Genomic DNA, 21,546 nt, shown 5'->3' with positions numbered 1-21,546 from the left:
ATTAGCCCTATATTGATTAGAAGCTTTTACTAAAATTAAAATAAATATTGTGTTTATTATAGCTATAAAAAGGATTATTACTGTTCACCTTGTTATATTCCCACGTAATTTGTGGTGTAATACCAAAAAAGTTGAGATTTCGATGCCAAAGTGTTAGCTGTGGAGAATATTCGTGATCAACTTGTTTTTTCGCTAACATTCTTCCAGAAGCTAAATATCTTCTTTGAGCATAGCTAAGCACGAGACGAGTAGATAGCCCAAAATTCCATTCTTGTACCCAACCTATACGAATGCCAATGCGATTAAATGCGTCATCTTTATCGCGAGCATTGCTACGATAATAATTGGTACCAACAAACCAAAATTGAGTGCTTTTAGGAATATATAATAAACTTATATCAGTAAAATAGCGGTTACCATTTAGATGTTTGCGAGTTTTATAACGTATCTCGGAATATTCTAAAGTGTTGCTTAATTTCCACTGATTATTTAGCCAATAACTTGAGTTCAATCTTACACCACTATTTTGTGAAAATTGTTTTAAGCTATCGCTACCTGAGGCGCCACCACCGTACCAACGTTTACTTGTAAATGGCATTAAAAGGGTTTCAAAATAAGCACTATGATAGCCGATACCAAGACCTGTGCGAAATTCTACTTCATTATACTTTTTATTATCCCAGTAATAGCGACCGATGAGATCTAAATCAAGCTGGGTAAAATAGCCATTTTTTATTTCCCATAGCTTAGATGCGCCTAAATTATAGGAAAATCCTTCCGCACTTTCGGAATCCCAAGCTTTCCAGTTGCCTATGTAAGTATCTGATTTAGGAGCATTATTAATATTGTTATCTTTAACGTAGCTAATGCCACCATAGAAACGCCAGCTTTGTCTTTTTTTCAGGGCAGTAATATAGTTATCCACTACTTGATAGCTTTTGGAAGATAACGGTTCGGAACGTAATTTAGTAAACTGATCGAGTGCGGCTTCATTATCATAGTTTAAATACAATATTTGTGCTAATTGAAATCTGACAGGAGTAATTTGTGGATAATGACTGATGATTTCACGGTAAAAATCAATAGATTGACGATAGTTTTCTTCTTTTGCAGCAAGAATTGCTTTAGACCATAAAATTAGTGTGGGATCAGTATTAGTTTGCTGTTGATAAAGAGGAAAAAGTAACGCAACCGCATCACTATTATTTTGACTAACGGCAGGGATGAGCGCGCGTATAATTAAATCAGGGTGTTTAGATAATTCTTCCTTTGAAATAGATAACGTATTCTTTTGCTGTAAATCCTTGGAATGTGCAATTAATGGTTTAACGGGATCAATTTTTACCTCGGGGGTATTTTGTTGTTCACGTTGATCTAATCGATCATTTATCGGTAAAACTTGCTGATTTCCATTTGCCGAGATTGCTAGCGTTAATGTTAATATTGTAAAAGGAAGAGTTAGATAATGCTTCAACATAAAACCTCATTATGAAAAAAGCCATTCAAGCGAATGGCCTTTAGTAAGAAAATCTACCATATTATTTTATTTGCTTGCCGCAAAAATAACACCCCATTTTTCATTATGCGCGGTACCTGCTACCTCTTTAGCATTTTCTCCATAGAATTTTGCATTTAATGGTGCTGAGAATTGGGCATTGTTATCAATGTTAAGTACTTGTTTATTGTGTTCATCTTGGCGGGAAACACTGACTTCACCATTTATGATGGTATTTCCAACAATTTTCCCATTTTGAATATCAAAAACATTACCATCTTGATTATATAAAGTTCCTGATACGGCTTTATTATCAAAATCAGCATTAATATGAACGCTTAATTCATTTGTTAGTCCTTTATTATTTATGTCACCTAGAGGTTGAAATATTGCAGTATCCTCTCCTTTATATACAACTTGACCATTTGTAGGAATTTGATCTTCAGGTGTCGGTTTTCCTTGTATAAAGGTATATAGCGTTTTCTGATCTAATACCGCTCCTATTTTTACATCTTTAACATTTCCTAGAGCGCCACAACAAACGTAACTTTTTCCATCATTTACCCATAAGTATTTAATATTTACTGTGTTGCCAGAAATCCCTGTTAAGTTAGGAATAAGGGAATATGATTTCCCATTAACCACAAGAGTATCAATAGAATCTGAATTAATTATTGTTGTGCTACTAGGATTCGCAGGTTCTCCAAGTTTAGAATTGGAAGAGAAAGCATAACCAGAAAATTTAGACGTTGTATTATTGCTGGTAGAAGTTTCTGGTTGCGGAGTTGTATTATTACTAGTAGAAGTCTCAGGTTGGGGAGCTGTATTATTGCTGGTAGAAGTCTCTGGTTGCGGAGCTGTATTATTGTTAGTAGAAGTATCTGGTTGGGATGTCGCGTTATTATTAGTTGATGTATTTGGTTGAGATGTAGAAGGCGTTGTATTAGGTGACGTATTATTAGCCGCAGGCTCATCAGAAGAACCGCTACCGCCACTGCTACAAGCTGTTAATGCAGATAACATTAATGTTGCCAATGTAATTTTTACTGTCTGGTTCATAATTGTGATCCTTCAATTAGTTGGATAAACAAAAGTTAGAATAGCAAGTATTTTGCTTCATTTATCTTATATCAGTATATTGGATACGACAAGATTAAATTTCATTTAATAAGTGTTTTATAAAATAGGGGGAGAATTCCCCCCCTCTTGGAGATAACTAGTTAGAACTTATAAGACACCGATGCATTGATATTACGCTCTGCGCCATAGTAGCAGTAGTAATCACAGCCTGCGATATAACGGCGGTTGCCTACATTCTCAACATTTAATTGCGCGATCCAGTTGGAGTCAAACGTGTAACGTGCCATTAAATCTACCACGGTAGCAGATGGAACTTCCTTGCCTGAATAAAGTGAACCTTGAGAGGTAACACTTTTACCAATATAGCGAATACCCGCGCCCAGCGTTAACCCATTTAATGCACCGTTAGCAAAGGTGTAATCGGTTTTCATAGCGAAAGTATGTTTTGCAATTAACGGGTTACGCACATCGCCATTATCTGTACGAGTAATAGATTTTAAGTAAGTGTAAGCTAAGCCCATATTCCAGTTATTTATAATATTGACATCAGCTTGTACTTCGACACCTTTACGATAAATAGGATCGGCATTACTTACTGTTTTGCCCAATCCATTTGACACTAATGCCCCTTTATCTTTGGCTTTGAAAGCCGCAACAGTGATTGACCCATTTAACCAATCGGGCAAATATTTGATCCCCACTTCATATTGATGAGTGATATTTGGATCATAAAGTTTTTGATCGCCACTTAATCCCACTGGTAAGTTAAAGGATTCGCTGTAACTAATGTATGGATTTAAACCGAACGGGGCTTCATACATTAATGAGGCTGAATAGGACGTATTGCTGATTTTTTGTGAAGAAGTGTATTCATCTTGTTTCGCACGATCGTGTCGTACACCAAGGTTTAGTACAAGACTATCCATAAAACGGCTTTGATTTTGTAAATAAAGCCCAAGTTGGCGTGCGGTGATATAGGTATAAGGTGCATTAATCTTTTGTGCTTGATTATAGCCTGAACGAAGCTGTCTTAAATTCACCGTAGAAGTGCTACCAAATAAGGTATAGTAGGCTTTCACTTTTTGGTGGCGATAATCTGTTCCTAGCACTAAGGTATTTTTCAACCAATCATTGCCATATTTCCAACTGAAATGATTATCAAGCGTATGAGAAATGGATGTCCCATCATTAAATACGACGCCACGAGCTAGGTCATAATTTGCCGCACTTGGTGCTTTAGGTGACCAATCTGCATTATAAGCAGAAGGGTAGGCATAAGAACCTCGGTGATAATTATTGGCATAGGTATAACGATAGCTACTATCAAAACTTAAATTATCATCAAATTGATGGCTAAATTCATAGCCAATATTGTATTGACGGTTGTATTCCCGATCATTGACTGGATCGCCAAGGTTGGTGGAACGGCTAATATAACTGCCATCAGGGAAAGGTACAAGTGAACCTTCTTGTGGCAAGAAATTAGAACTTGGTACACCTTTATCAAATTGATAGCTGGTTAAAAGGGTTAAACGAGTACGGTCAGAAATATCCCATTCTAAAGTAGGGGCGAAATAAACGGTTTTATTTTTTGTGGCATCCCATTGCCCATTTTTAGAAGAAAATGCGCTGACTAAACGGTAACGGAGATCATCATTATTTCCAATGCGATCAGTATAATCAATTCCAATACCATATTGATGATGATTTCCCGCGTTAAGCTTAAATTCACCTTTGCCAATTTGATCTTTATGTGGACGTTTTGTGACATAGTTGAGTAAACCACCTGAATTGGCGGCACCAAATGTCATTGCATCAGCGCCTTTGGTGATTTCCACGGCTTCTAATGCAAATGTATTGACATAAGGGGTAAAAAATCCGTAAGACGTCAATGGTAAACCATTCAGCGCTTGAGTGACTTCAGCACCTCTTACTCGAAACCAGTTTGTATTTGTATCTTCACCAAAAACTTGGGTAGAAAACCCCGCTTGGTAGCGACCAATTTCATCAGCTTTGGTAATATTTTGTTGAGCTAGTTGTTCCGCATTCAGTGCCACTGCCGATTTTGCTTGATAAATAGGCACTTCACCCATACGGTACATTGAACCGCCATTAACTTGAATTTCTTCCAACTGTTCCACGTCGTCCGCGAAAGCCATTTGACTTGTAGCGAAAAGTGCGGTGGAAATTAGTGATAATTTAAAAAATTTTTTTGTCATAAAAGCTCCGAGTAAAAGGCTAGCAAGATGAGCTAGCCTGATCGTTTATTATTTAATACTAAATGTATAAGTGCTATACAATTTACGTTTTTGGCAGATTTTTTGATCTGGGTAATCCATTTCATAAATTGCCTTGATTTTCCAAGTGCCTTTTAGGGCTGGAATAAAATTCACTTTTCCTTGTGAATCCGTTTTACCTGAAAATGCTTGTGGTTCACGGTGATCATAAACCGCTTTTTCATCAAGTTTGGTAAATTCGTTTGTCGTTCCAATCACCGTAATGCCTTTGGCTGGTTGCCCTTTATATAGCACCTGTACAGGGAAAACTTCCATCGGACTTAAGGTGGTTGGATCAACTAAGGGAACAATTTCTAAATCTAACCCAACAGGTTTGATGGCAAAGTCGCTAACTTCAACCCCTGTATTCACATAGGTAGATGAAAACATACTGGATTCTTCACAGTAATTGGCATCTTTCATTTGACTGAGGTTTTCACGTTTCCAACCATTGTCATTTTTTGACCAGAAGGTTGGTTTGTAGCTACCTGAAATTTTGTATTCTGCTTTCGCCAATGGGCTGGTGGTAACATAATGGTAATTTTCGCCCTTTTGGGTTAGGGTTGTGCTTGTGCCGTCCGCACGGTGTAACACCAACGGATTTAAGATATTTAAACGTCCCTCGGCAATTTTTTCTCCTTCAGGAAAGTGATCGCCATAGCCAAGCACTGCAAGCAAATCTTTGCCCGCTTCGGCTTGTTGGGCATAAGCCCATAAATCGTGTGCTTGGCTGGCAAAAGGCAAAGCAAGTCCGCAAATTAAGGTAAGTTGTGTGAGTTTTTTCATTGGATTTCTCCTATCTTTATTATCAAAAAATTGGAATTTTTTGACCGCACTTTATAACGGCTTATTTTTAGTGCGGTATAAAATTCCTCCAAATTCGCACTTGGCGAGGGATTACTTAAGTAATGTACTTACTTAAGGGAGGAAAACTCCGTAACAACATCTTATGAATTTTCCGTAAAATTCGTTATATTTTTCTCATTAGCCATAAAAAATAGCTGCCACCGAGTAAGGTAGCAATCAAGCCTGCTGGAATTTCATAGGGAAATAGCAGCTGGCGTCCTAGCCAATCGGCAATAACCATAATGGTTCCGCCTAATAATCCTGCGGCGAGGAGTTGGTTTTTACTATGACGAAAGCCTAGGTGATAGGCTAAATGGGGCGCAAGCAAGCCGATAAAACTTAATGCACCAATGAGCAAGGTAGCAAATAGCGTGAGTAAAATCGCAAAAGCAAATAAAATACCGCGCGCCTTGAGTATATTTACCCCAAGAGATTGGGCAATGACGCTATTTAGTGCAAATAAATCTAGCCAACGGACGAAAATAAAGCTGAATAAAAAGAGGATAATCGCGATAAACAGCATTGGGATCGCCACATCATTTGTTGCGTAATAGGTTGAACCCGATCCCCAATTTAATAATTGCCAAGCTCGTGGATCGCCGCTTGCAACCAGTATTCGTTGTACCGCTTCAAATAAGGCTGAAATGCTTATTCCTGTGAGTAATACTTGATCGGGCTGTAAACCATTACGGCGATTGATTATCCAAATCAGCCAGACAATAAAACACGCTCCCAATCCTCCCCATAGTGCATATTGGCTGAGTAAGGTGGTGCCGGTGATAAAAATGGCAAGCAATACACCAAAGCTTACCCCAGAGGTAATGCCAAGCAATTCAGGGCTTGCCATTGGGTTGTGGCTTAGTCGTTGTAATAGGGTTCCAGCTACGGCAAGCATTATTCCCGTACAAAATGCATAGGCAATGCGAGGAAAACGCAAGGTAAACAGGTTATTGTCCAAATAGATTTGCCAGCCATCTATTCCTTGCGCTAGCCATAAGGAACAGGATAGTGCAGCCAGTAAAAGTAAAGGTAAATAAAGTGCGGTGCTTTTTTGCGGCGTATTTTTCCACGTTATGGCATTTTCTTGTACGCGTCCATATTGTTGGCGATGTTTAAAGACGAGCCATAATAATAACGGTGTGCCGAGCAGGGCGGTAATTGATCCTGTTGGTAAGGTCATCGTTTGCCATTTTTCGAGTAATTGCAGGCTGAGATCGGCGATAAGTAATAAACTGCTGGCAAAATAGGCACTTCGCCATAATAAGGTTTTAATGCGGTAATCTGGGAATTGGCGAGCAAGCGTAGTTGCGGCTAAGCCAATAAAGGCAAGCATACCAACACGGCTGACCACGATGGCGACCAAATAAGCCGCGAGTAAAATGCCAATAATGCGAATTTTTTTTACATTCACGCCTAAACTTTGTGCATTGCTTTCTTCGAGTTGTAATGCTTGTAAAGCGGGGCTAAGTAAGATGACAGCCAAAATAGCTGGCGCCAGTAATGGCAATAGAGTGAGGCTATCATACCAGCTTTCTTGAACTAATGAGCCACTTCCCCACAGGAGTAAACCACGACTTTCCTCAGGATAAAAAAGAATGAGTAAAGAGGAAAATGCGCCGAGATAAAAGTTCACGACAAGTCCAGCAAGGACAATCAACAAAGGGGAAACCATTTTTCGCCAAGCGAGGAGTAAGACTAAGCTGAGTGCAAATAATGCGCCGATAAAGGCAATGGGGGTTGAACCCCATTGTAATAGACTAGGGAAAAATAGTGTTACCACAAAAAGGCTAAATTGCGCCCCCGCACTGACGGCAAGTGTGCTGTCTGAAGCAAGTGAATTATTCATTATTTGTTGTAAGAGCAACGAAGCAATCCCTAAACTCACTCCAGATAAAACCGCCATTAACACTCTTGGCAAGGTAAAATTAAAGACGAGTAGCTGACTTGTGTCGCTTTGCCCGAGTTGTTGAAAAAGCACGAGAATAAATAAAATCACTACGATGACAGCAAGGCTTGGCATTAAACGGCGTGTTACCATTTTGCTTGTTCCCCTTGTGGTTGGCGTAACCCTTGGCTTAATGCAATGGCTAAACGCTGTGCAGATGGTAATGCACCGAATGTCCAAATGGCAGGAAGAATGAGTGGATCTTTCGCTAAAGGAAGCGTTTGCCATAGGCTATTATTCGCTAACTCTTTCGGAACATTTTGGGGATAAGGCTTGATGATCACCAGTTTAGCTTGCGCAAATTGAGCCAGTTGATTGAGGCTAATTAGGCTAAATCCCCATAAGTTTACCTGCCCTTGCCACGCATTTTGGAGACCGAGTTGTGTTAGAACGACACCCGGTAGGCTTTGTTTGCCATACACCCGCAGATGACGACCATCAATAAATTGTACGATTAATAAAGGACGATCTCGCACTTCTTGAAGTGCGGCTTTCTGGCTTGCAAACGTAGTTAATGTTTGCGTAATCAGGGCGGTGGGATCAACATTGATTACTTGTGCAAGTTGGCGTGTTGCTTGTAGTTGGTTTTGCCAAAAATCTCCTGTTTTATAGAAATTGACTAAGGGGATGTTATTGATATTGCGTAAATAAGGTAAATTAGCCTGTGCCGTCGCAAGATACATATCGCTATTAGGAAAGGCATTAATATCAAGTTGTGCAAGCAATTCTTTATTCGGTTGCAATCTTGTTCCTAAATCAATCGTTGTAGCAGGCAAGCTGGGTTCATTCACCCAATTTTGGTAACTTTGTTTATCACCAACCGCAGTCGGGGAAACACCTAGTCCTAATAGGGTTTCGGCAATGGTCCAGTCTAAGGTTGCTACTTTCGCACTAGCAAGCACAGGTGTTGTAAAAATAAGTAGAAAAATGTGTAAGAAATAAGCCAGTATTTTCACTATTTCCCCTTAAAAAAATGCAACAGGAATGTGATCAATGGGATGAGCTTGCACTTGTAAATGAATATGATAAATCTGTGCTAAGGCTTGTGGTGTCATTATGTTTTGTGGGGAGCCTTGCATTAATAATTTGCCCGACTGCAAGGCGATTAGCTCATCACAAAAACGTGCGGCAAGATTAATGTCGTGGATCACAATAATCACCCCTAGATTTAAGTTTTTCACCAGTTTTTGAATGAGTTGCATCACTTCCACTTGATGTGCAATATCCAATGCTGCTAACGGTTCATCTAATAATAAAAAACGGCTTTGTTGAGCCAGTAACATTGCAAGCCATACACGAGAACGTTCTCCCCCTGAAAGGGTATCGACAAATTGATCGGCGTAGTTTTGCATATTTGTCCATTCAAGCGCATTTTGAATGGCTTGTTCGTCTTGTTTGAGGTTACGCCCTAATAGTCCATTCCACGCATAACGCCCCATTTGTAGCAGCCCTCTGGTGGTTAGGTTATTTGCCTGTGGCAAATATTGTGGCAGATAGGCAACTTCGCGCGCAAAGGCTCTATGTTTCCATTGCTGAATGACACGTTGATTAAATTTGAGCTGCCCACTTGTCGGCATTTGTTGGCGAGCGAGAAGTTTGATTAAGGTTGATTTTCCCGATCCGTTTGGTCCAATAATGCCATAGATTTTTCCCGTGTTAAATTGCAGTGATATAGGGTGCAACAACACTTTTTCAGGCAAGGCGAACGACACTGCGTTTAATTCAAACACGATATTTCCTATGAGCGAATAAATAAAGGGGAGAGATTTTAATTGATAACCGTTATCATTTCAATAGGTCTATTCTTAAAAATAAACAGCTACCTTAAAAGACGATTAAGATTGTAAATTTTTCTTTCCATTTTTACGGAAAAGTTTACAATGTTTGCCAGTTTTATCAGAAAAATGGGATGGAAAGCCAGTAATGTCAGCAGAAAAAAATCTTTTTTCACAAGTGGTTACACAAAGTCGCAAAATGCAAGAGGTGGTGGAAAAAGCCAAAAAATTTGCTCTGCTTGATGCGCCTTTGCTTATTCAAGGTGAAACCGGTACGGGGAAAGATCTCATCGCTAAAGCTTGCCATTTTTCTAGTCAAAGAAGAGAAAATAAGTTTATTGCGGTCAATTGTGCCGGTTTACCGAGTGAAGATGCAGAAAGTGAAATGTTCGGGCGAGCTTATGGGGAAACGGTAAATCAAGGCTTTTTTGAATATGCGAATGGGGGTAGTGTATTATTAGATAGCGTGGCAGAGTTGCCACTTAGTTTACAAGCAAAATTATTACGTTTTTTAAATGATGGTACTTTTCGCCGTGTGGGCGAGGAAAAAGAGCATTATGCTAATGTTCGTGTGATTTGTACCTCACAAGTTCCCCTCAGTCATTATGTAGAAAAAGGCAAAATGCGTGAAGATTTATTTCATCGCCTAAATGTATTAAGTCTTAATATTCCAGCGCTACGTGAACGCAAAGAAGATATTCCACAACTTACCACATTATTTGTCCAACAAATTAGCCAACAGCTAGGGATTTCCGTCCCCCATTTTGATGGCGCATTTTTAAATTATCTTGCCCATTATACTTGGGCGGGGAATGTACGAGAATTGCACAATGCGTTATATCGAGCTTGTTCTTTGGCTGAGAATAATCAGCTTGCTATTGCGGATTTGCACTTAGTGGAACAGGAAATTGCATTACCAAGTATTGAGCAATTTGCTAATCAAACCCTTGATGAAATTATGAATAATTTTGAGGCAATGGTGTTGCAGAAATTTTATGAGGAATATCCTAGCACCAGAAAACTGGCTTCAAGATTAGGCGTTTCGCATACTGCCATCGCCAATAAATTAAAACAATATGGCATAGGAAAATAAGGGGGAAATACCGCAAAAGCAACTTTTATTCATCTTGGTAGTTTGCTAAGTGCGGTTGTTTTTTTAATAATTTTTGCCATTCGCTTTGCTCAATATTTACTTTGAGTAAAAATTCCCCTTGTTCACTGATTTTTTCTTCACGAATACAATCCATTTCATATAGCCAATGACGGATTTTGCCTGCTTGTGGTGGCAAACAAAGTTGTAATTGCACAATCCTTTTGCTTAATTTTTGTCGAATGGCTCCAAATAATAAGGGAATACCTTGTTGTAAATGGGCAGAAATATACACGCCCACTGGACGATTTTGATCATCATATTCAATATGTGGAACAAGGTTTTCCACTTGATCAATTTTGTTATAAACCAGTAATGTCGGGACTTGATTGGCTTGGATTTGTTGCAAAACCTCATTCACCGCATTGATATTTTCTCGTTTTCGTACATCAGCGCAATCCACAACGTGTAATAACAGGCTTGCCTCGCTGGTTTCTTGTAAGGTGGATTTGAACGCGGAAACCAAATCGTGTGGCAGATCACGAATAAAGCCTACCGTGTCTGCTAAAATTGTGCTGCCAATATCTGGAATGTTTAAACGGCGTAGGGTTGGATCAAGGGTAGCAAAAAGTTGATCCGCCGCATAAACCTCTGCCTTGGTGAGCAAATTAAACAAGGTGGATTTACCCGCATTGGTATAGCCAACCAATGAAATCGTGGCAATATCTGCTTTCTTTCTTGTCTGACGATTTTGATGACGTTGCTTTTCCACTTTATTTAAGCGATGTTGCAATTGTGCAATACGAACTTTAATCAATCGTCGATCGCTTTCTAATTGGGTTTCTCCCGGCCCTCGTAAGCCTACCGCGCCTTTTTGTTGATCCAAGCCTGTTTTGCGCCGAATTAAACGAGTGGCAAGATGTTTTAATTGGGCTAATTCGACTTGTAATTTCCCTTCGTGAGAGCGTGCGCGCTGGGCGAAAATATCTAAAATTAACCCTGTGCGATCTACGACACGACATTCACATAGGCTTTCTAAATTACGCGTTTGTGCGGGTGTCAAACAATGATTGATTAAAATCACATTGGCGTTGTGATCTTTTACTGCTTGGGCAATTTCTTCTGCTTTGCCTTGTCCAATGAAATACTTTGCTTGTGGCGTGGCACGGCTTGTGGTGATAATGGTGGCAATATCTACTTGCGCAGATTCAGCAAGCAACTGGAATTCAGTTAAGTCATCAAGATTTTTATCGGCAGAAAAAAAGGCTTGTACAATAATGCCTCGATCTTGCGAAATAGCCTGTTGCGAGTGGTTTTGTGATGATGAAAAAAGTGCGGTAGAAATTTCATCTGAATTTTTCACCGCACTTGGAAAAGCTAAATGATCCAAAATTATTCAGTCTGTGATTCTGCTGAGGTTTCTGTCGCCATTTCTTGCGTTGCGTTATGTTGTTGCTGGTGAGCTTGATTATTATGATGAGAAACTGCACGAGCAGGCACAACAGTTGAAATTGCGTGTTTGTAAACCATTTGATTTACAGTGTTTTTTAATAAAATGACGAATTGATCGAAAGACTCAATTTGTCCTTGTAATTTAATGCCATTGACTAAATAAATGGATACAGGAATACGTTCGCGACGTAATGCGTTTAAGTAAGGATCTTGTAATGATTGTCCTTTTGCCATTGTTATTTTCCTTCTTATATTAGTTATAGGGTTTTTTATGGGGAACAAAAATCGTCTCCGTGAGCCAATATAGCAATAATCTTGACAGATGTCATCACTATGCCTTAATTATTTTAACGTTTGCGCGATTTGCATAAAGGATTTGTCAGGGCTGAGACTGTCTAACCAAGTTATCGGTGATTTCCAGCCACGTAACCAAGTAAGCTGGCGCTTAGCCAGCTGGCGAGTTGCACAGATTCCACGAAATACCATTTCTTGATGATCATAATCACCCTGCAAATAATCCCACATTTGGCGGTAGCCAACACAGCGAATAGAAGGTAAATCAGTGTGTAAATCACCACGTTGATAAAGTTTTTCGACTTCTTGTTGAAAACCTTGTTCAATCATTTTATGAAAACGCAGTTCAATACGTTGGTGTAATACTTGGCGTTCTTGTGGGGCGATGGCAAATTGTGTGATGTCATAAGGCAGTGCCTCACCTTTTTGCTCAGTCAGTTCAGTGAGCGATTTTCCCGTGAGATAAAACACTTCTAACGCACGGTTGATCCGTTGGCTGTCATTCGGGTTAATACGTTGCGCAGAAATAGGATCGATTTTTGCTAACTCTTGATGTAAGCCATTCCAACCGATTTGCACTGCTTTTTGCTCAATTTCTTGGCGTAAACGTTCATCTGCCGAAGGTAATGGTGAAAGCCCTTCCAGCAAGGCTTTGTAATAGAGCATTGTGCCACCGACTAACAAGGGGATTTTACCCTGTTTACTGATGTTTTCCATTTCCAGTAAGGCATCGTGGCGAAAATTTGCCGCCGAATAGCTTTCACTGGGATCTTTTATATCAATTAAACGATGCGGAGCAAGAGCAAGTTCAGCCGCATTCGGTTTTGCAGTGCCAATATCCATTCCCCGATAAATTAAGGCAGAATCGACGCTGATGACTTCAACTGGGAAATGTTGGCGTAATTTGATCGCTAAGTCTGTTTTTCCTGAAGCAGTTGGTCCCATTAAGAAAATGGCTCGTGGCTTTGTGTGCATTAGCTATTTTCCTTCCCTAAATAGATTTGCCAATCAATAGGAATAAATAGCTGAGAAAGCGATTGATTTGGCTGTCGATGTAATAATTGTTCGGTTTCATTGAGTAAATTTACCGCATCTCCAAATACGTCTATCGTTTTATAATCAAGCTGTTGACAAAGTGCGGTCAAAAATTGGTGCATATTTTCGTTTTGTTGATTGAGTAAGTTCCCTACACATTGCTGTAAATTATGCTGGCGTAAGCAGGCAGGCACCTTAATCAGGCTAATTCGATGTTGAGTAAGATTTTCATTAAAGTGAAAACCGATTTGAGCGAAAAAGGTGTGTTGTTTTTCCCAAGCCGATTGCTGTTTTTCATCTAAACGGAAGAGTATAGGAATTAATAATGCTTGCTGGGCAATATCTTTTTCCTGCAAAGACAACATCGTTTGCATTTGTTGTAATTTTTTGATTGGTAATAAATAAAATTCCTGCTCTTGCTGTAAAAGTAGCGCTTGATTTTGTACTAAGGCTAATGCGCGTAACATTCGGCTAGTTGGCAGTGAACTTTCTTGCGTCGCTTGAACGATTAAAACTGGGTTTTCTCCCTGTGTCGGTGAGGCTGGGCGAAGTAATTCGCCATAAGCCTGACTTTCTGTTTTAGTGATTTCGCTTTTTGGCTTGCTATAACCTGCTGGTGGAATAGCGGGATGATTTGTCGCTTTTTCTTTATTTAGCGAGGGGGAAACAGAATAGTCCGTTGGTTGAAAAATATTTCTTCCTGCTGCACTACGATTAAGTTTTCCAACATTAGGCTGCCATACCCCGTCAGGTTCTTGCACTTGTGATGTGGCTTGTTCGCTGAGTTCAGACGAGAGCGGTTGTTGCGTTAGTTTATGTTCAGCATTAAGCATTTTTCCGCCGAGTTCTAGGCTTGTAAGCAGGGCATTTTGTATGCCTTGGTAGATAAAATCGTGAACAAGGCGAGCTTGCTGGAAGCGTACTTCGTGCTTTGTTGGGTGAACATTAACATCTACATCATTGGGATTAATATCAATAAAAAGAATATAAGCAGGATATTCATTGCTCTCTAAATGTTCAGCATAGGCTTGGCGTATGGCGTGAGTGATCACTTTATCGCGTACCATTCTGCCATTTACATAACAATAGTTTAAATCATTTTGGGTATGCTTAAAGAAAGGATCGGCAACCCAGCCTGAAAGATGGAGATCATCGTGTTTCCAATCAATATGTAAGGCGTGTTGAACAAATTCTTCCCCACAAATCGCTGCAATTCGTTTTAATTTTTGCGAAAAATCCCCCGCACTTTTGTATTGACGCACTGTTTTCCCATTATGGGTAAGCGTAAAGGCAATATGTGGTTTTGCTAAGGCGATACGACGGATCACTTCATCAATATGAGCAAATTCAGTTTTATCAGTGCGTAAAAATTTGCGTCTTGCTGGCGTATTAAAAAATAAATTAGCCACTTCAACCGTTGTTCCCACTGGGTGTGAAGCTGGTTTGATGGTGGTTTCCATATCTCGCCCTTGCGCATAAACCTGCCACGCTTCTTTTTGTTGTTCGGTACGAGAAGTCAGGGTCAGGCGAGAAACGGAACTAATACTTGCTAACGCCTCACCGCGGAAGCCTAAACTTAAAATGGCCTCTAAATCCTCAAGACTGGCGATTTTGCTCGTGGCGTGACGAGCAAGGGCTAAGGCGAGTTCATCTTTTGCGATACCGATACCATCGTCTCGAATACGAATTAAATTGGCACCGCCATTTTCAATATCTACCTGAATTTTCGTTGCGCCAGCATCAAGGCTGTTTTCTACCAGTTCTTTGACGACTGAGGCGGGACGTTCAACAACTTCACCAGCGGCGATTTGATTAGCAAGCTGAGGTGGCAGAATTTTTATTGGCATTGTTTTTCCTAATTCCTTAGCTGAATTTTTTGTCCTGTTTTTACTTTCCCATCTTTGAGTTTTGGGTTCAATTTCAATAAGGTAGGCACAGGAATATTATACTCACGAGAAATCGCATACAGGGTTTGGTCTTTTTTCACTGTATGGAATTTCGGTGTTGTTTTATCTTTTCCTTTATTCTCAGTTTTTGTATTTTTATTCGCCGTTTTATCTGTTTTTCTGCTATCTGTATTTGTACTGTTCGACTTGCTGTTTTCTGTTTTGCTATTTTTACCATTATCAGGGATTTTAATGGTTTCACCAATCCAAAGCTCACGGCGTTTAAGCTGATTTAATGCAATAATGTCATTCATTTTGACATTATATTTGTTTGCTAATCCCCCAAGACTTTCACCATTTTTCACTTTATGGCGAATACCGCTATCTTTTGGTAAGTCGCTAGTGGTTTCACGCGTATTTTTGACCGCACTTTCTGTACTAGGTGTTTTAGCCACATTGATTTCGGTTTTGACATTACGGCGACGAAAATCAACCAGACTATCATAAATAACACGGGCTAATTTTTTGCGATATGCAAGAGAATTAAGCTTTTTTTCTTCATCAGGGTTAGACAAAAACCCCGTTTCCACTAAGATCGAAGGAATATCTGGCGAACGCAATACCCCAAGGCTCGCGTGTTGTGGCGTGCTACGGCTTAACGTCGTGATTTGAGCAAAACGGCGTAACACAATCGAACCCAATTCATAGCCCACACGTTGGCTATGACCAAATTGTAAATCAAGCACCGTTTGATCTAAATATTTCTCTTTATGTGAAGCAAGCACTGAGCCTGCGCCACCTAATAGCTCGGAACGCTTTTCGTGATCTTCCAACCATTGCCCCATTTCACTGTTTGCACGACGATTAGACAGCACCCACACGGAAGCACCGCGTAAATCTGGTGAAACGGAGGAATCTGCGTGAATAGAAACCAAATAGTTTGCTTTGTATTTACGTGCAATTTCAGAACGTTCAGGAACAGAAATATAATAGTCGCCTTTGCGAGTGAGAACCGCACGGAAATTGGGATCTTTATCCAATAAGGCTTTTAGCTCTCTGGCAATAGAAAGCGTAACATTTTTCTCATAGATTTTCTGTGTACGGCTGATTGCTCCCGGATCTTTTCCACCGTGGCCGGGATCGATAGCAATAGTCCACGCAGCAGCAAATGCCGGTGTAGTGAGCAATACACAGGAACAAAGTGCGGTAAGAAATAAATAATATTTTTTCATCATTTTTATTTAACTGGGTGACGAAATAGTTTGTTTCATTAATTGTAAAATTTGTTTACCTTCTCTGGAGTTGGGAAGGAGTGCAACATTACGTGCATCATCAACATAGTCAATATTGATAATGAGATCGGCTGGCGGTAATAGACCTCGCCCTTTTTCCGACCATTCGATCAAGCAAATACTTTGCGCATTAAAATAATCACGAATGCCCATAAACTCCAATTCTTCGGGATCACTTAAACGATATAAATCAAAATGATAAATTGATTTTTCCGTTAAATGATATTCCTCAACTAACGTATAAGTGGGGCTTTTTACCTTGCCTGAATAACCTAGTCCTTGAATCATCCCACGGCTTAACGTGGTTTTGCCTGCCCCAAGATCGCCGTTTAAATAAATAATAATGCCGTTATCTGTCGGGATATTGCTTGCAATTTGCATTAATTTTGCCCCAAAACGACACATCGTGATTTCATCAGGAATATATTGATTAAATGCTTCCATTATTTTCTCGGCGATTGGTTAATTTTAGATAAAAATAAGTGCGGAATTGTACCGCACTTTTGTTTTGTTTTGTAGGGGAATGATGCGAGATAGTATTAATTTGTTATCCCAGTGCGTTCGATTTTTTCTTTAATGGCTTCGGCAACAAACGCATTAAGGCTGAGAGCTCCTGCTGCGAGCACAGCATTGCGATGCAGTTCCTCACTAACTCTCACATTAAATACCCCTTTGAACGGTTTATCTGGTGTTCGCCCAAGTTCTTGGCAGTCTTGCAAATATAGATCTACAGATGTTTGAAATTCTTTCTCTAACTGCGGTAATGTTTCTGCCTCGTAGGTAACCACATCTCGAATATATGCTAATTTTCCAAATAGCACATTATTTTCTAAATCTGCTTCTATCGTACCTACATAGCCTTTATATTTGAGTAATGTCATAGTAATCCTACTCCTTTTAATCCGTCTTTCACTGATTTTAACGCCCCACCTTTGATATAATTTTCTGGGTGAGGTTTATGTAACAAGATTAAGTGATTAAGCTCTGCGTGGTAAAATCTGACACGAGAGCCTGCCATTTCACGTTTTTCATAGCCTAATTGCGCTAACAAGGTAAGCAAGTCGCTCCAAATAAAGGTATTTTTAGCATTAGTTAATTTTTCTAATAGCTTTTTCGATTTTCCCATTGTTTTGCTCTTTTGGTACTAATTATAGTTACATAAATCTAAAAAAACAGATCTATTTTCTATTTTGTATAATTTACGTCAATTTTCTTTGGATAGCCCACTTGTAGTGCAAGCGGTCTATTTGTACGGATTAGGTTTTCTCTAGCACAAATAAAGAAGCGTGAAGTCATTGTTTTTTCACCTTGATTAAGAAAAATTTCAATCACCGAGCGATCAAAGAATATTTCCACTTGATGCAAGCCTTCTATACGGCAATAACGCGTGTCGCCAAAGGATTTCATCGAATCGGTTTGTTCAGTTTGGCGACGATCTAGACATAGCACTTTGCCATCATAACTTAGGGTTAAATGCTGATTTTGTGCATTAGTAAAAAAGTTTAATGTGAATGGCTGAGCTTCAGCATCAAATTTGATATAAGCACGATCTAAATTTGCAATAACAGTCTCTTTTTGAACGTGAGTAGATTGAAGTGCGGTAATATTTTTATAAATATTTTCAATGGGTTGCTGATAGATTTTACCGTTTTGTAAACGTAATTGGCGTGGCAATGAAAGCATTGAATGCCATTTGTAGCAATCCGTAGGGTAGCTTAAATCAGGTAATCCAACCCAGCCGAACAGCATCGTTTGCGTGCCAGAAAAGGTTTGTGGTGCATAGAAATCAAAGCCTTGATCCAATTCAGCAATGTGTTCGGCGTGGAATTGGCGATCGTTAATATTGCCCAGTGCATAGACGGCGTGATAATTATTTTGATATTGCTCGCTTTCACGGGCTTTGCCTTGGGGCGACCAGATAAACAGGGATTGATCGCCAATTTGCGATAAGTCAGGGCATTCCCACATAAATACGCCTTGATTATCAAAGTCAGGCAGGGCAAGTTCACCTAATAAACGTGGGGTATCGGCTAAATTATCCATTTCAAATACCAGTGCAGTACCCGTCAGATTTTCCCGTTGAGCGCCACAAATAAAGCGGATTTTGCCCTCTTTGGTTAGGAATGGTTTTGGATCGCGTACGTGTTCGGTATAACCTTTTGGTGCGTGGTCAATTAGGGGGCGTTTACTCAACAATTTTCCTGCTTTGCTGAAAATTGCAAGATTTTGGTAAGGCACACGCTGATTATCATTTGGGCGTCTGGTATTGCCCGTGTAGAACACGGCAATGTTGCCGTCAATTAATAGCGCACCACCAGAATAACAGCCGTGGCTTTCATACAATTCACAAGGTATAAGGAGATCGGATTGGGTGAATTGTTGAAAATCTTGTGTGGTAAAATGTTGCCAATGCTTCATTCCGTGAAGGGCATCAAAAGGATACCATTGATAAAAAAGATGATATTTTTCTCCGTCAAAAATCAAGCCATTTGGATCATTAAGTAATCCTGTTGGCGGAGCAAGATGATAAACTGGGCGAAAATCCTTATCTTGTGCGACCGTTTGAGCAATTTTTGCTAACTCACCTTGTTCGGCAGCATAGAGGCTTTTGTATTTTCCTTCGTTGAAAATTATCATCAGCATTCTCCTTATTGATTTAAAAAATGGATTAATTGCACTTGATTTGGAAGGGCAGACATTGCGCCTTTTGCGGTGGTTGCTAAAGCACCACAAGCATTGGCTTGACGTAAAATTTCTACTAATGTTGCATTATCTGTGTCCCAATTTGGTTTTTGCGAAAGCCCAGCCAGTAATCCGCCAACAAAGGCATCGCCTGCCCCCGTAGTATCAACAGGCTGTAAGGCTTTACCTGCAATAATTTCTTTTTTGCCATTGAAATGATAAAGTGCGCCTTCTTTGCCTAGCGTAACAATAATCAGCTTTTGTGGATAAAGTGCGGTGATTTTTTCAAAGGCTTTTTCAAGGCTGTCTGTTTCTGTTAGAAAGGTGAGTTCTTCTTCCGAAAATTTCAGCACATCAGCTAAAGCGACTGCTTGCATTACCACTTCACGCATTTCATCAAGGCTTTGCCATAGGCTTTCACGCAAATTGGGATCGAAAGAGACATAGCCTTTCGCCTGATGAATATTTTTCATTGCGGTGAAGGTCGCCGTGCGGGAAGGATCGTTAATTAACGCAATGGAACAGCAGTGTAGCCATTGTCCTTGAGTGAAAGTGGGAAGTTCAGAAACGTGCAAAAATTGATCCGCACTTGGGTTTACCATAAAGGTAAAACTACGTTCACCTTGATCTAAACCAACCACAACTGTTGAAGTGCGTTGTGTGGGATCTAAGTTCATAAACGTGGTGTCCACCTTTTCTTGTTGCAAGGTCTGTTGCATAAATTCACCAAGGGGATCTTTTCCTACCTTACCAATAAAACCACTTTCACCGCCTAAACGGGCGATACCGACAGCAACATTGGCTGGCGCACCACCAGCACAACGTAAATAATGTTGTTCGCCATCAGGGATTAAATCCACAACGGCATCACCTAATACCCAAACTTTTTCTGACATTTTTTCACCTTTCTTGTCTTATAAAATCTTGTTAATTTCATCCATAAATAACCTTGCCCAATATGTAGCACATATTACTAGCATAATGTTTTGCTATGAGGCGAAATGTTATTTGTCGGTGTTCAATTTTAAAATGAAAGATCGCTATTTACTGATAGCAAAATCCATTTAGCGGATTGATAAAAAAGAAGGCGTATTTTCATACGCCTAACATCTTGCCCTATTATTATTTTACCGTAATGCGTGCAAATTTGCGTTTACCCACTTGATATACAGCGCTGGAGGCATAAATAATGGCTTTAGCATTTTCTACCTTTTCACCATCAATTTTTACCCCACCTTGTTGCACCATACGCATCGCTTCAGAGGTGGAACTTACAAGCCCTGCCTCTTTTAATAAATTGGCTAAACCAATTTCGCCCTCAAAGGTAAATTCAGGCATTTCATCAGGTATTGCCCCCTTTTGGAAACGGTTAATAAATGCTTGTTCTGCGAGGTCGGCGTCGGCTTCAGAATGGAAACGCGCGGTAATTTCTTTTGCCAGTAATACTTTAATATCACGTGGATTACGTCCGTCAGCCACATCTTGCTTAAATTGTGCAATTTCGCTTAATGGGCGGAAAGAAAGCAAATCATACCAATCCCACATTAATTCATCGGAAATAGACATCACTTTACCGAACATTTCATTTGGTGCTTCGTTTACTCCAATGTAGTTGCCGAGTGATTTTGACATTTTTTTCTCACCGTCTAAGCCCACGAGTAACGGAAGTGTGATCGCCACTTGTGGTTTTTGCCCATCTGATTTTTGCAATTCACGCCCAATTAGCAAGTTAAAGGTTTGGTCTGTCCCGCCTAATTCCACATCGGCTTTCAAATGGACCGAGTCATAACCTTGCAATAATGGGTAGATAAATTCGTGAATGGCAATAGGTTGGTTATTACTAAAACGTTTTTTGAAATCATCACGTTCTAACATTCGAGCTACCGTATAATTTGAGGCTAAACGGATCATTCCAACCGTACCTAATTCACCTAACCAATCAGAATTGAACACAATTTCAGTTTTTTCTGGATCTAAAATTTTGAAAATTTGTTCTTTATAGGTTTCCGCATTGCGTAGTACATCTTCACGAGAAAGCGGTGGACGCGTTGCGTTTTTACCTGATGGATCGCCCACTGTGGCGGTGAAATCGCCGATTAAAAACATCACGTGATGGCCAAAGTTCTGGAATTGGCGTAATTTATTTAGCACCACGGTATGCCCCAAGTGAATATCTGGTGCAGTAGGATCTGCCCCCAATTTTACGCGTAAAGGACGATTTTCTTTAAGTTTTTCAATTAAATCTTGTTCTGAAAAAATTTGATCCGTGCCGCGTTTCAGCTCAGCCAGTTGAGTTGTGAGATCTGTCATTGATGTATCCTATAATAAATAATCCTGTAATGTGTGGGTTATTATAGATAATATTAGCCAAATGAAAAGGCAATATTGGTGAGAAATT

At 39.8% G+C, this 21,546-nt stretch carries 19 protein-coding genes; 1 reads left to right on the top strand and 18 read right to left on the bottom strand.

Annotated features, from left to right (window positions below; translation table 11 throughout):
- Positions 1 to 16 precede the first annotated feature (16 nt).
- The 7 genes from L5B90_RS03175 to L5B90_RS03145 all read right to left on the bottom strand — a co-directional run bounded on the left by L5B90_RS03175 (position 17) and on the right by L5B90_RS03145 (position 9,372).
- Positions 17 to 1,477 carry a surface lipoprotein assembly modifier gene (locus L5B90_RS03175; protein ID WP_265762123.1) on the bottom strand — a complete coding sequence of 487 codons (1,461 nt, stop codon included), beginning with the start codon at positions 1,475 to 1,477 and terminating at the stop codon, positions 17 to 19.
- A gap of 66 nt (positions 1,478 to 1,543) precedes the next feature.
- Positions 1,544 to 2,554 (bottom strand): transferrin-binding protein-like solute binding protein, encoded by a 1,011-nt coding sequence (locus L5B90_RS03170; RefSeq protein WP_265762122.1) that lies wholly within the window; start codon positions 2,552 to 2,554, stop codon positions 1,544 to 1,546.
- A 161-nt stretch (positions 2,555 to 2,715) separates the two neighbouring features.
- On the bottom strand, positions 2,716 to 4,794 hold the full coding sequence (locus L5B90_RS03165) for a TonB-dependent siderophore receptor (RefSeq protein ID WP_442778761.1): 2,079 nt from the start codon (positions 4,792 to 4,794) through the stop codon (positions 2,716 to 2,718).
- Positions 4,795 to 4,842: 48 nt separating this feature from the next.
- Positions 4,843 to 5,637: a DUF4198 domain-containing protein gene (locus L5B90_RS03160; RefSeq protein WP_250350602.1), complete on the bottom strand. Its 795-nt coding sequence runs from the start codon at positions 5,635 to 5,637 to the stop codon at positions 4,843 to 4,845.
- Positions 5,638 to 5,821: 184 nt separating this feature from the next.
- A complete protein-coding gene (gene fhuB, locus L5B90_RS03155) occupies positions 5,822 to 7,735 on the bottom strand; it encodes a Fe(3+)-hydroxamate ABC transporter permease FhuB (RefSeq protein ID WP_265762121.1) in 1,914 nt (637 codons plus the stop codon).
- Positions 7,729 to 8,598 (bottom strand): ABC transporter substrate-binding protein, encoded by an 870-nt coding sequence (locus L5B90_RS03150; protein WP_326938235.1) that lies wholly within the window; start codon positions 8,596 to 8,598, stop codon positions 7,729 to 7,731. Before L5B90_RS03150 ends, fhuB begins: the two co-directional genes overlap by 7 nt.
- A gap of 9 nt (positions 8,599 to 8,607) precedes the next feature.
- Complete coding sequence (locus L5B90_RS03145; protein ID WP_265762120.1) at positions 8,608 to 9,372, bottom strand: ABC transporter ATP-binding protein; 765 nt, start codon at positions 9,370 to 9,372, stop codon at positions 8,608 to 8,610.
- 193 nt (positions 9,373 to 9,565) lie between these two features.
- On the opposite strand from L5B90_RS03145, the gene L5B90_RS03140 reads away from it, so the two are divergent.
- Positions 9,566 to 10,510 carry a sigma 54-interacting transcriptional regulator gene (locus L5B90_RS03140; protein ID WP_265762119.1) on the top strand — a complete coding sequence of 315 codons (945 nt, stop codon included), beginning with the start codon at positions 9,566 to 9,568 and terminating at the stop codon, positions 10,508 to 10,510.
- 25 nt (positions 10,511 to 10,535) lie between these two features.
- On the opposite strand, the gene hflX is transcribed toward L5B90_RS03140, so the two are convergent.
- From hflX to tyrS, 11 genes are all read right to left on the bottom strand, one after another.
- Positions 10,536 to 11,897, bottom strand: a complete 1,362-nt coding sequence (hflX, locus tag L5B90_RS03135) for a ribosome rescue GTPase HflX (RefSeq protein WP_265762118.1) — start codon at positions 11,895 to 11,897, stop codon at positions 10,536 to 10,538.
- Between the two features lie 2 nt (positions 11,898 to 11,899).
- A complete protein-coding gene (hfq, locus tag L5B90_RS03130) occupies positions 11,900 to 12,193 on the bottom strand; it encodes an RNA chaperone Hfq (protein ID WP_250350597.1) in 294 nt (97 codons plus the stop codon).
- Between the two features lie 108 nt (positions 12,194 to 12,301).
- Positions 12,302 to 13,228 (bottom strand): tRNA (adenosine(37)-N6)-dimethylallyltransferase MiaA, encoded by a 927-nt coding sequence (gene miaA, locus L5B90_RS03125; RefSeq protein ID WP_250364332.1) that lies wholly within the window; start codon positions 13,226 to 13,228, stop codon positions 12,302 to 12,304.
- Positions 13,228 to 15,135 carry a DNA mismatch repair endonuclease MutL gene (gene mutL, locus L5B90_RS03120; protein ID WP_250364333.1) on the bottom strand — a complete coding sequence of 636 codons (1,908 nt, stop codon included), beginning with the start codon at positions 15,133 to 15,135 and terminating at the stop codon, positions 13,228 to 13,230. The genes miaA and mutL overlap by 1 nt, the downstream gene beginning before the upstream one ends.
- 8 nt (positions 15,136 to 15,143) lie before the next feature.
- Positions 15,144 to 16,406 (bottom strand): N-acetylmuramoyl-L-alanine amidase, encoded by a 1,263-nt coding sequence (locus tag L5B90_RS03115; protein WP_250364549.1) that lies wholly within the window; start codon positions 16,404 to 16,406, stop codon positions 15,144 to 15,146.
- 9 nt (positions 16,407 to 16,415) lie between these two features.
- Positions 16,416 to 16,910: a tRNA (adenosine(37)-N6)-threonylcarbamoyltransferase complex ATPase subunit type 1 TsaE gene (gene tsaE, locus L5B90_RS03110; protein WP_250350594.1), complete on the bottom strand. Its 495-nt coding sequence runs from the start codon at positions 16,908 to 16,910 to the stop codon at positions 16,416 to 16,418.
- 95 nt (positions 16,911 to 17,005) lie between these two features.
- The gene (locus tag L5B90_RS03105; RefSeq protein WP_250364334.1) at positions 17,006 to 17,347 is read right to left on the bottom strand and encodes a type II toxin-antitoxin system HicB family antitoxin; all 342 of its coding nucleotides are present in this window, start codon (positions 17,345 to 17,347) and stop codon (positions 17,006 to 17,008) included.
- Positions 17,344 to 17,592, bottom strand: coding sequence for a type II toxin-antitoxin system HicA family toxin (locus tag L5B90_RS03100; RefSeq protein ID WP_250364335.1), 249 nt, complete (start codon positions 17,590 to 17,592; stop codon positions 17,344 to 17,346). Before L5B90_RS03100 ends, L5B90_RS03105 begins: the two co-directional genes overlap by 4 nt.
- 59 nt (positions 17,593 to 17,651) lie before the next feature.
- Positions 17,652 to 19,103 (bottom strand): glycoside hydrolase family 32 protein, encoded by a 1,452-nt coding sequence (locus L5B90_RS03095; protein ID WP_250364336.1) that lies wholly within the window; start codon positions 19,101 to 19,103, stop codon positions 17,652 to 17,654.
- A gap of 11 nt (positions 19,104 to 19,114) precedes the next feature.
- Complete coding sequence (locus tag L5B90_RS03090) at positions 19,115 to 20,044, bottom strand: aminoimidazole riboside kinase (protein ID WP_265762117.1); 930 nt, start codon at positions 20,042 to 20,044, stop codon at positions 19,115 to 19,117.
- 226 nt (positions 20,045 to 20,270) lie between these two features.
- Positions 20,271 to 21,458, bottom strand: coding sequence for a tyrosine--tRNA ligase (tyrS, locus tag L5B90_RS03085; protein ID WP_265762116.1), 1,188 nt, complete (start codon positions 21,456 to 21,458; stop codon positions 20,271 to 20,273).
- Positions 21,459 to 21,546: the final 88 nt, after the last annotated feature.

Origin of the sequence: Avibacterium sp. 20-129 (assembly GCF_026226845.1) — a bacterium.
In the GTDB taxonomy this organism is placed as follows: Bacteria; Pseudomonadota; Gammaproteobacteria; order Enterobacterales; family Pasteurellaceae; genus Avibacterium.
This window is presented reverse-complemented; position numbering and strand designations above follow the sequence as displayed.

Excerpts from the sequence above, each read along its gene's own strand:
- L5B90_RS03175 (WP_265762123.1), bottom strand. The coding sequence starts at position 1,477 with ATGTTGAAGCATTATCTAACTCTTCCTTTTACAATATTAACATTAACG.
- L5B90_RS03170 (WP_265762122.1), bottom strand. The coding sequence starts at position 2,554 with ATGAACCAGACAGTAAAAATTACATTGGCAACATTAATGTTATCTGCA.
- L5B90_RS03165 (WP_442778761.1), bottom strand. The coding sequence starts at position 4,794 with ATGACAAAAAAATTTTTTAAATTATCACTAATTTCCACCGCACTTTTC.
- L5B90_RS03160 (WP_250350602.1), bottom strand. The coding sequence starts at position 5,637 with ATGAAAAAACTCACACAACTTACCTTAATTTGCGGACTTGCTTTGCCT.
- fhuB (WP_265762121.1), bottom strand. The coding sequence starts at position 7,735 with ATGGTAACACGCCGTTTAATGCCAAGCCTTGCTGTCATCGTAGTGATT.
- L5B90_RS03140 (WP_265762119.1), top strand. The coding sequence starts at position 9,566 with ATGTCAGCAGAAAAAAATCTTTTTTCACAAGTGGTTACACAAAGTCGC.
- hfq (WP_250350597.1), bottom strand. The coding sequence starts at position 12,193 with ATGGCAAAAGGACAATCATTACAAGATCCTTACTTAAACGCATTACGT.
- miaA (WP_250364332.1), bottom strand. The coding sequence starts at position 13,228 with ATGCACACAAAGCCACGAGCCATTTTCTTAATGGGACCAACTGCTTCA.
- mutL (WP_250364333.1), bottom strand. The coding sequence starts at position 15,135 with ATGCCAATAAAAATTCTGCCACCTCAGCTTGCTAATCAAATCGCCGCT.
- L5B90_RS03115 (WP_250364549.1), bottom strand. The coding sequence starts at position 16,406 with ATGAAAAAATATTATTTATTTCTTACCGCACTTTGTTCCTGTGTATTG.
- tsaE (WP_250350594.1), bottom strand. The coding sequence starts at position 16,910 with ATGGAAGCATTTAATCAATATATTCCTGATGAAATCACGATGTGTCGT.
- L5B90_RS03105 (WP_250364334.1), bottom strand. The coding sequence starts at position 17,347 with ATGACATTACTCAAATATAAAGGCTATGTAGGTACGATAGAAGCAGAT.
- L5B90_RS03100 (WP_250364335.1), bottom strand. The coding sequence starts at position 17,592 with ATGGGAAAATCGAAAAAGCTATTAGAAAAATTAACTAATGCTAAAAAT.
- L5B90_RS03095 (WP_250364336.1), bottom strand. The coding sequence starts at position 19,103 with ATGATAATTTTCAACGAAGGAAAATACAAAAGCCTCTATGCTGCCGAA.
- L5B90_RS03090 (WP_265762117.1), bottom strand. The coding sequence starts at position 20,044 with ATGTCAGAAAAAGTTTGGGTATTAGGTGATGCCGTTGTGGATTTAATC.
- tyrS (WP_265762116.1), bottom strand. The coding sequence starts at position 21,458 with ATGACAGATCTCACAACTCAACTGGCTGAGCTGAAACGCGGCACGGAT.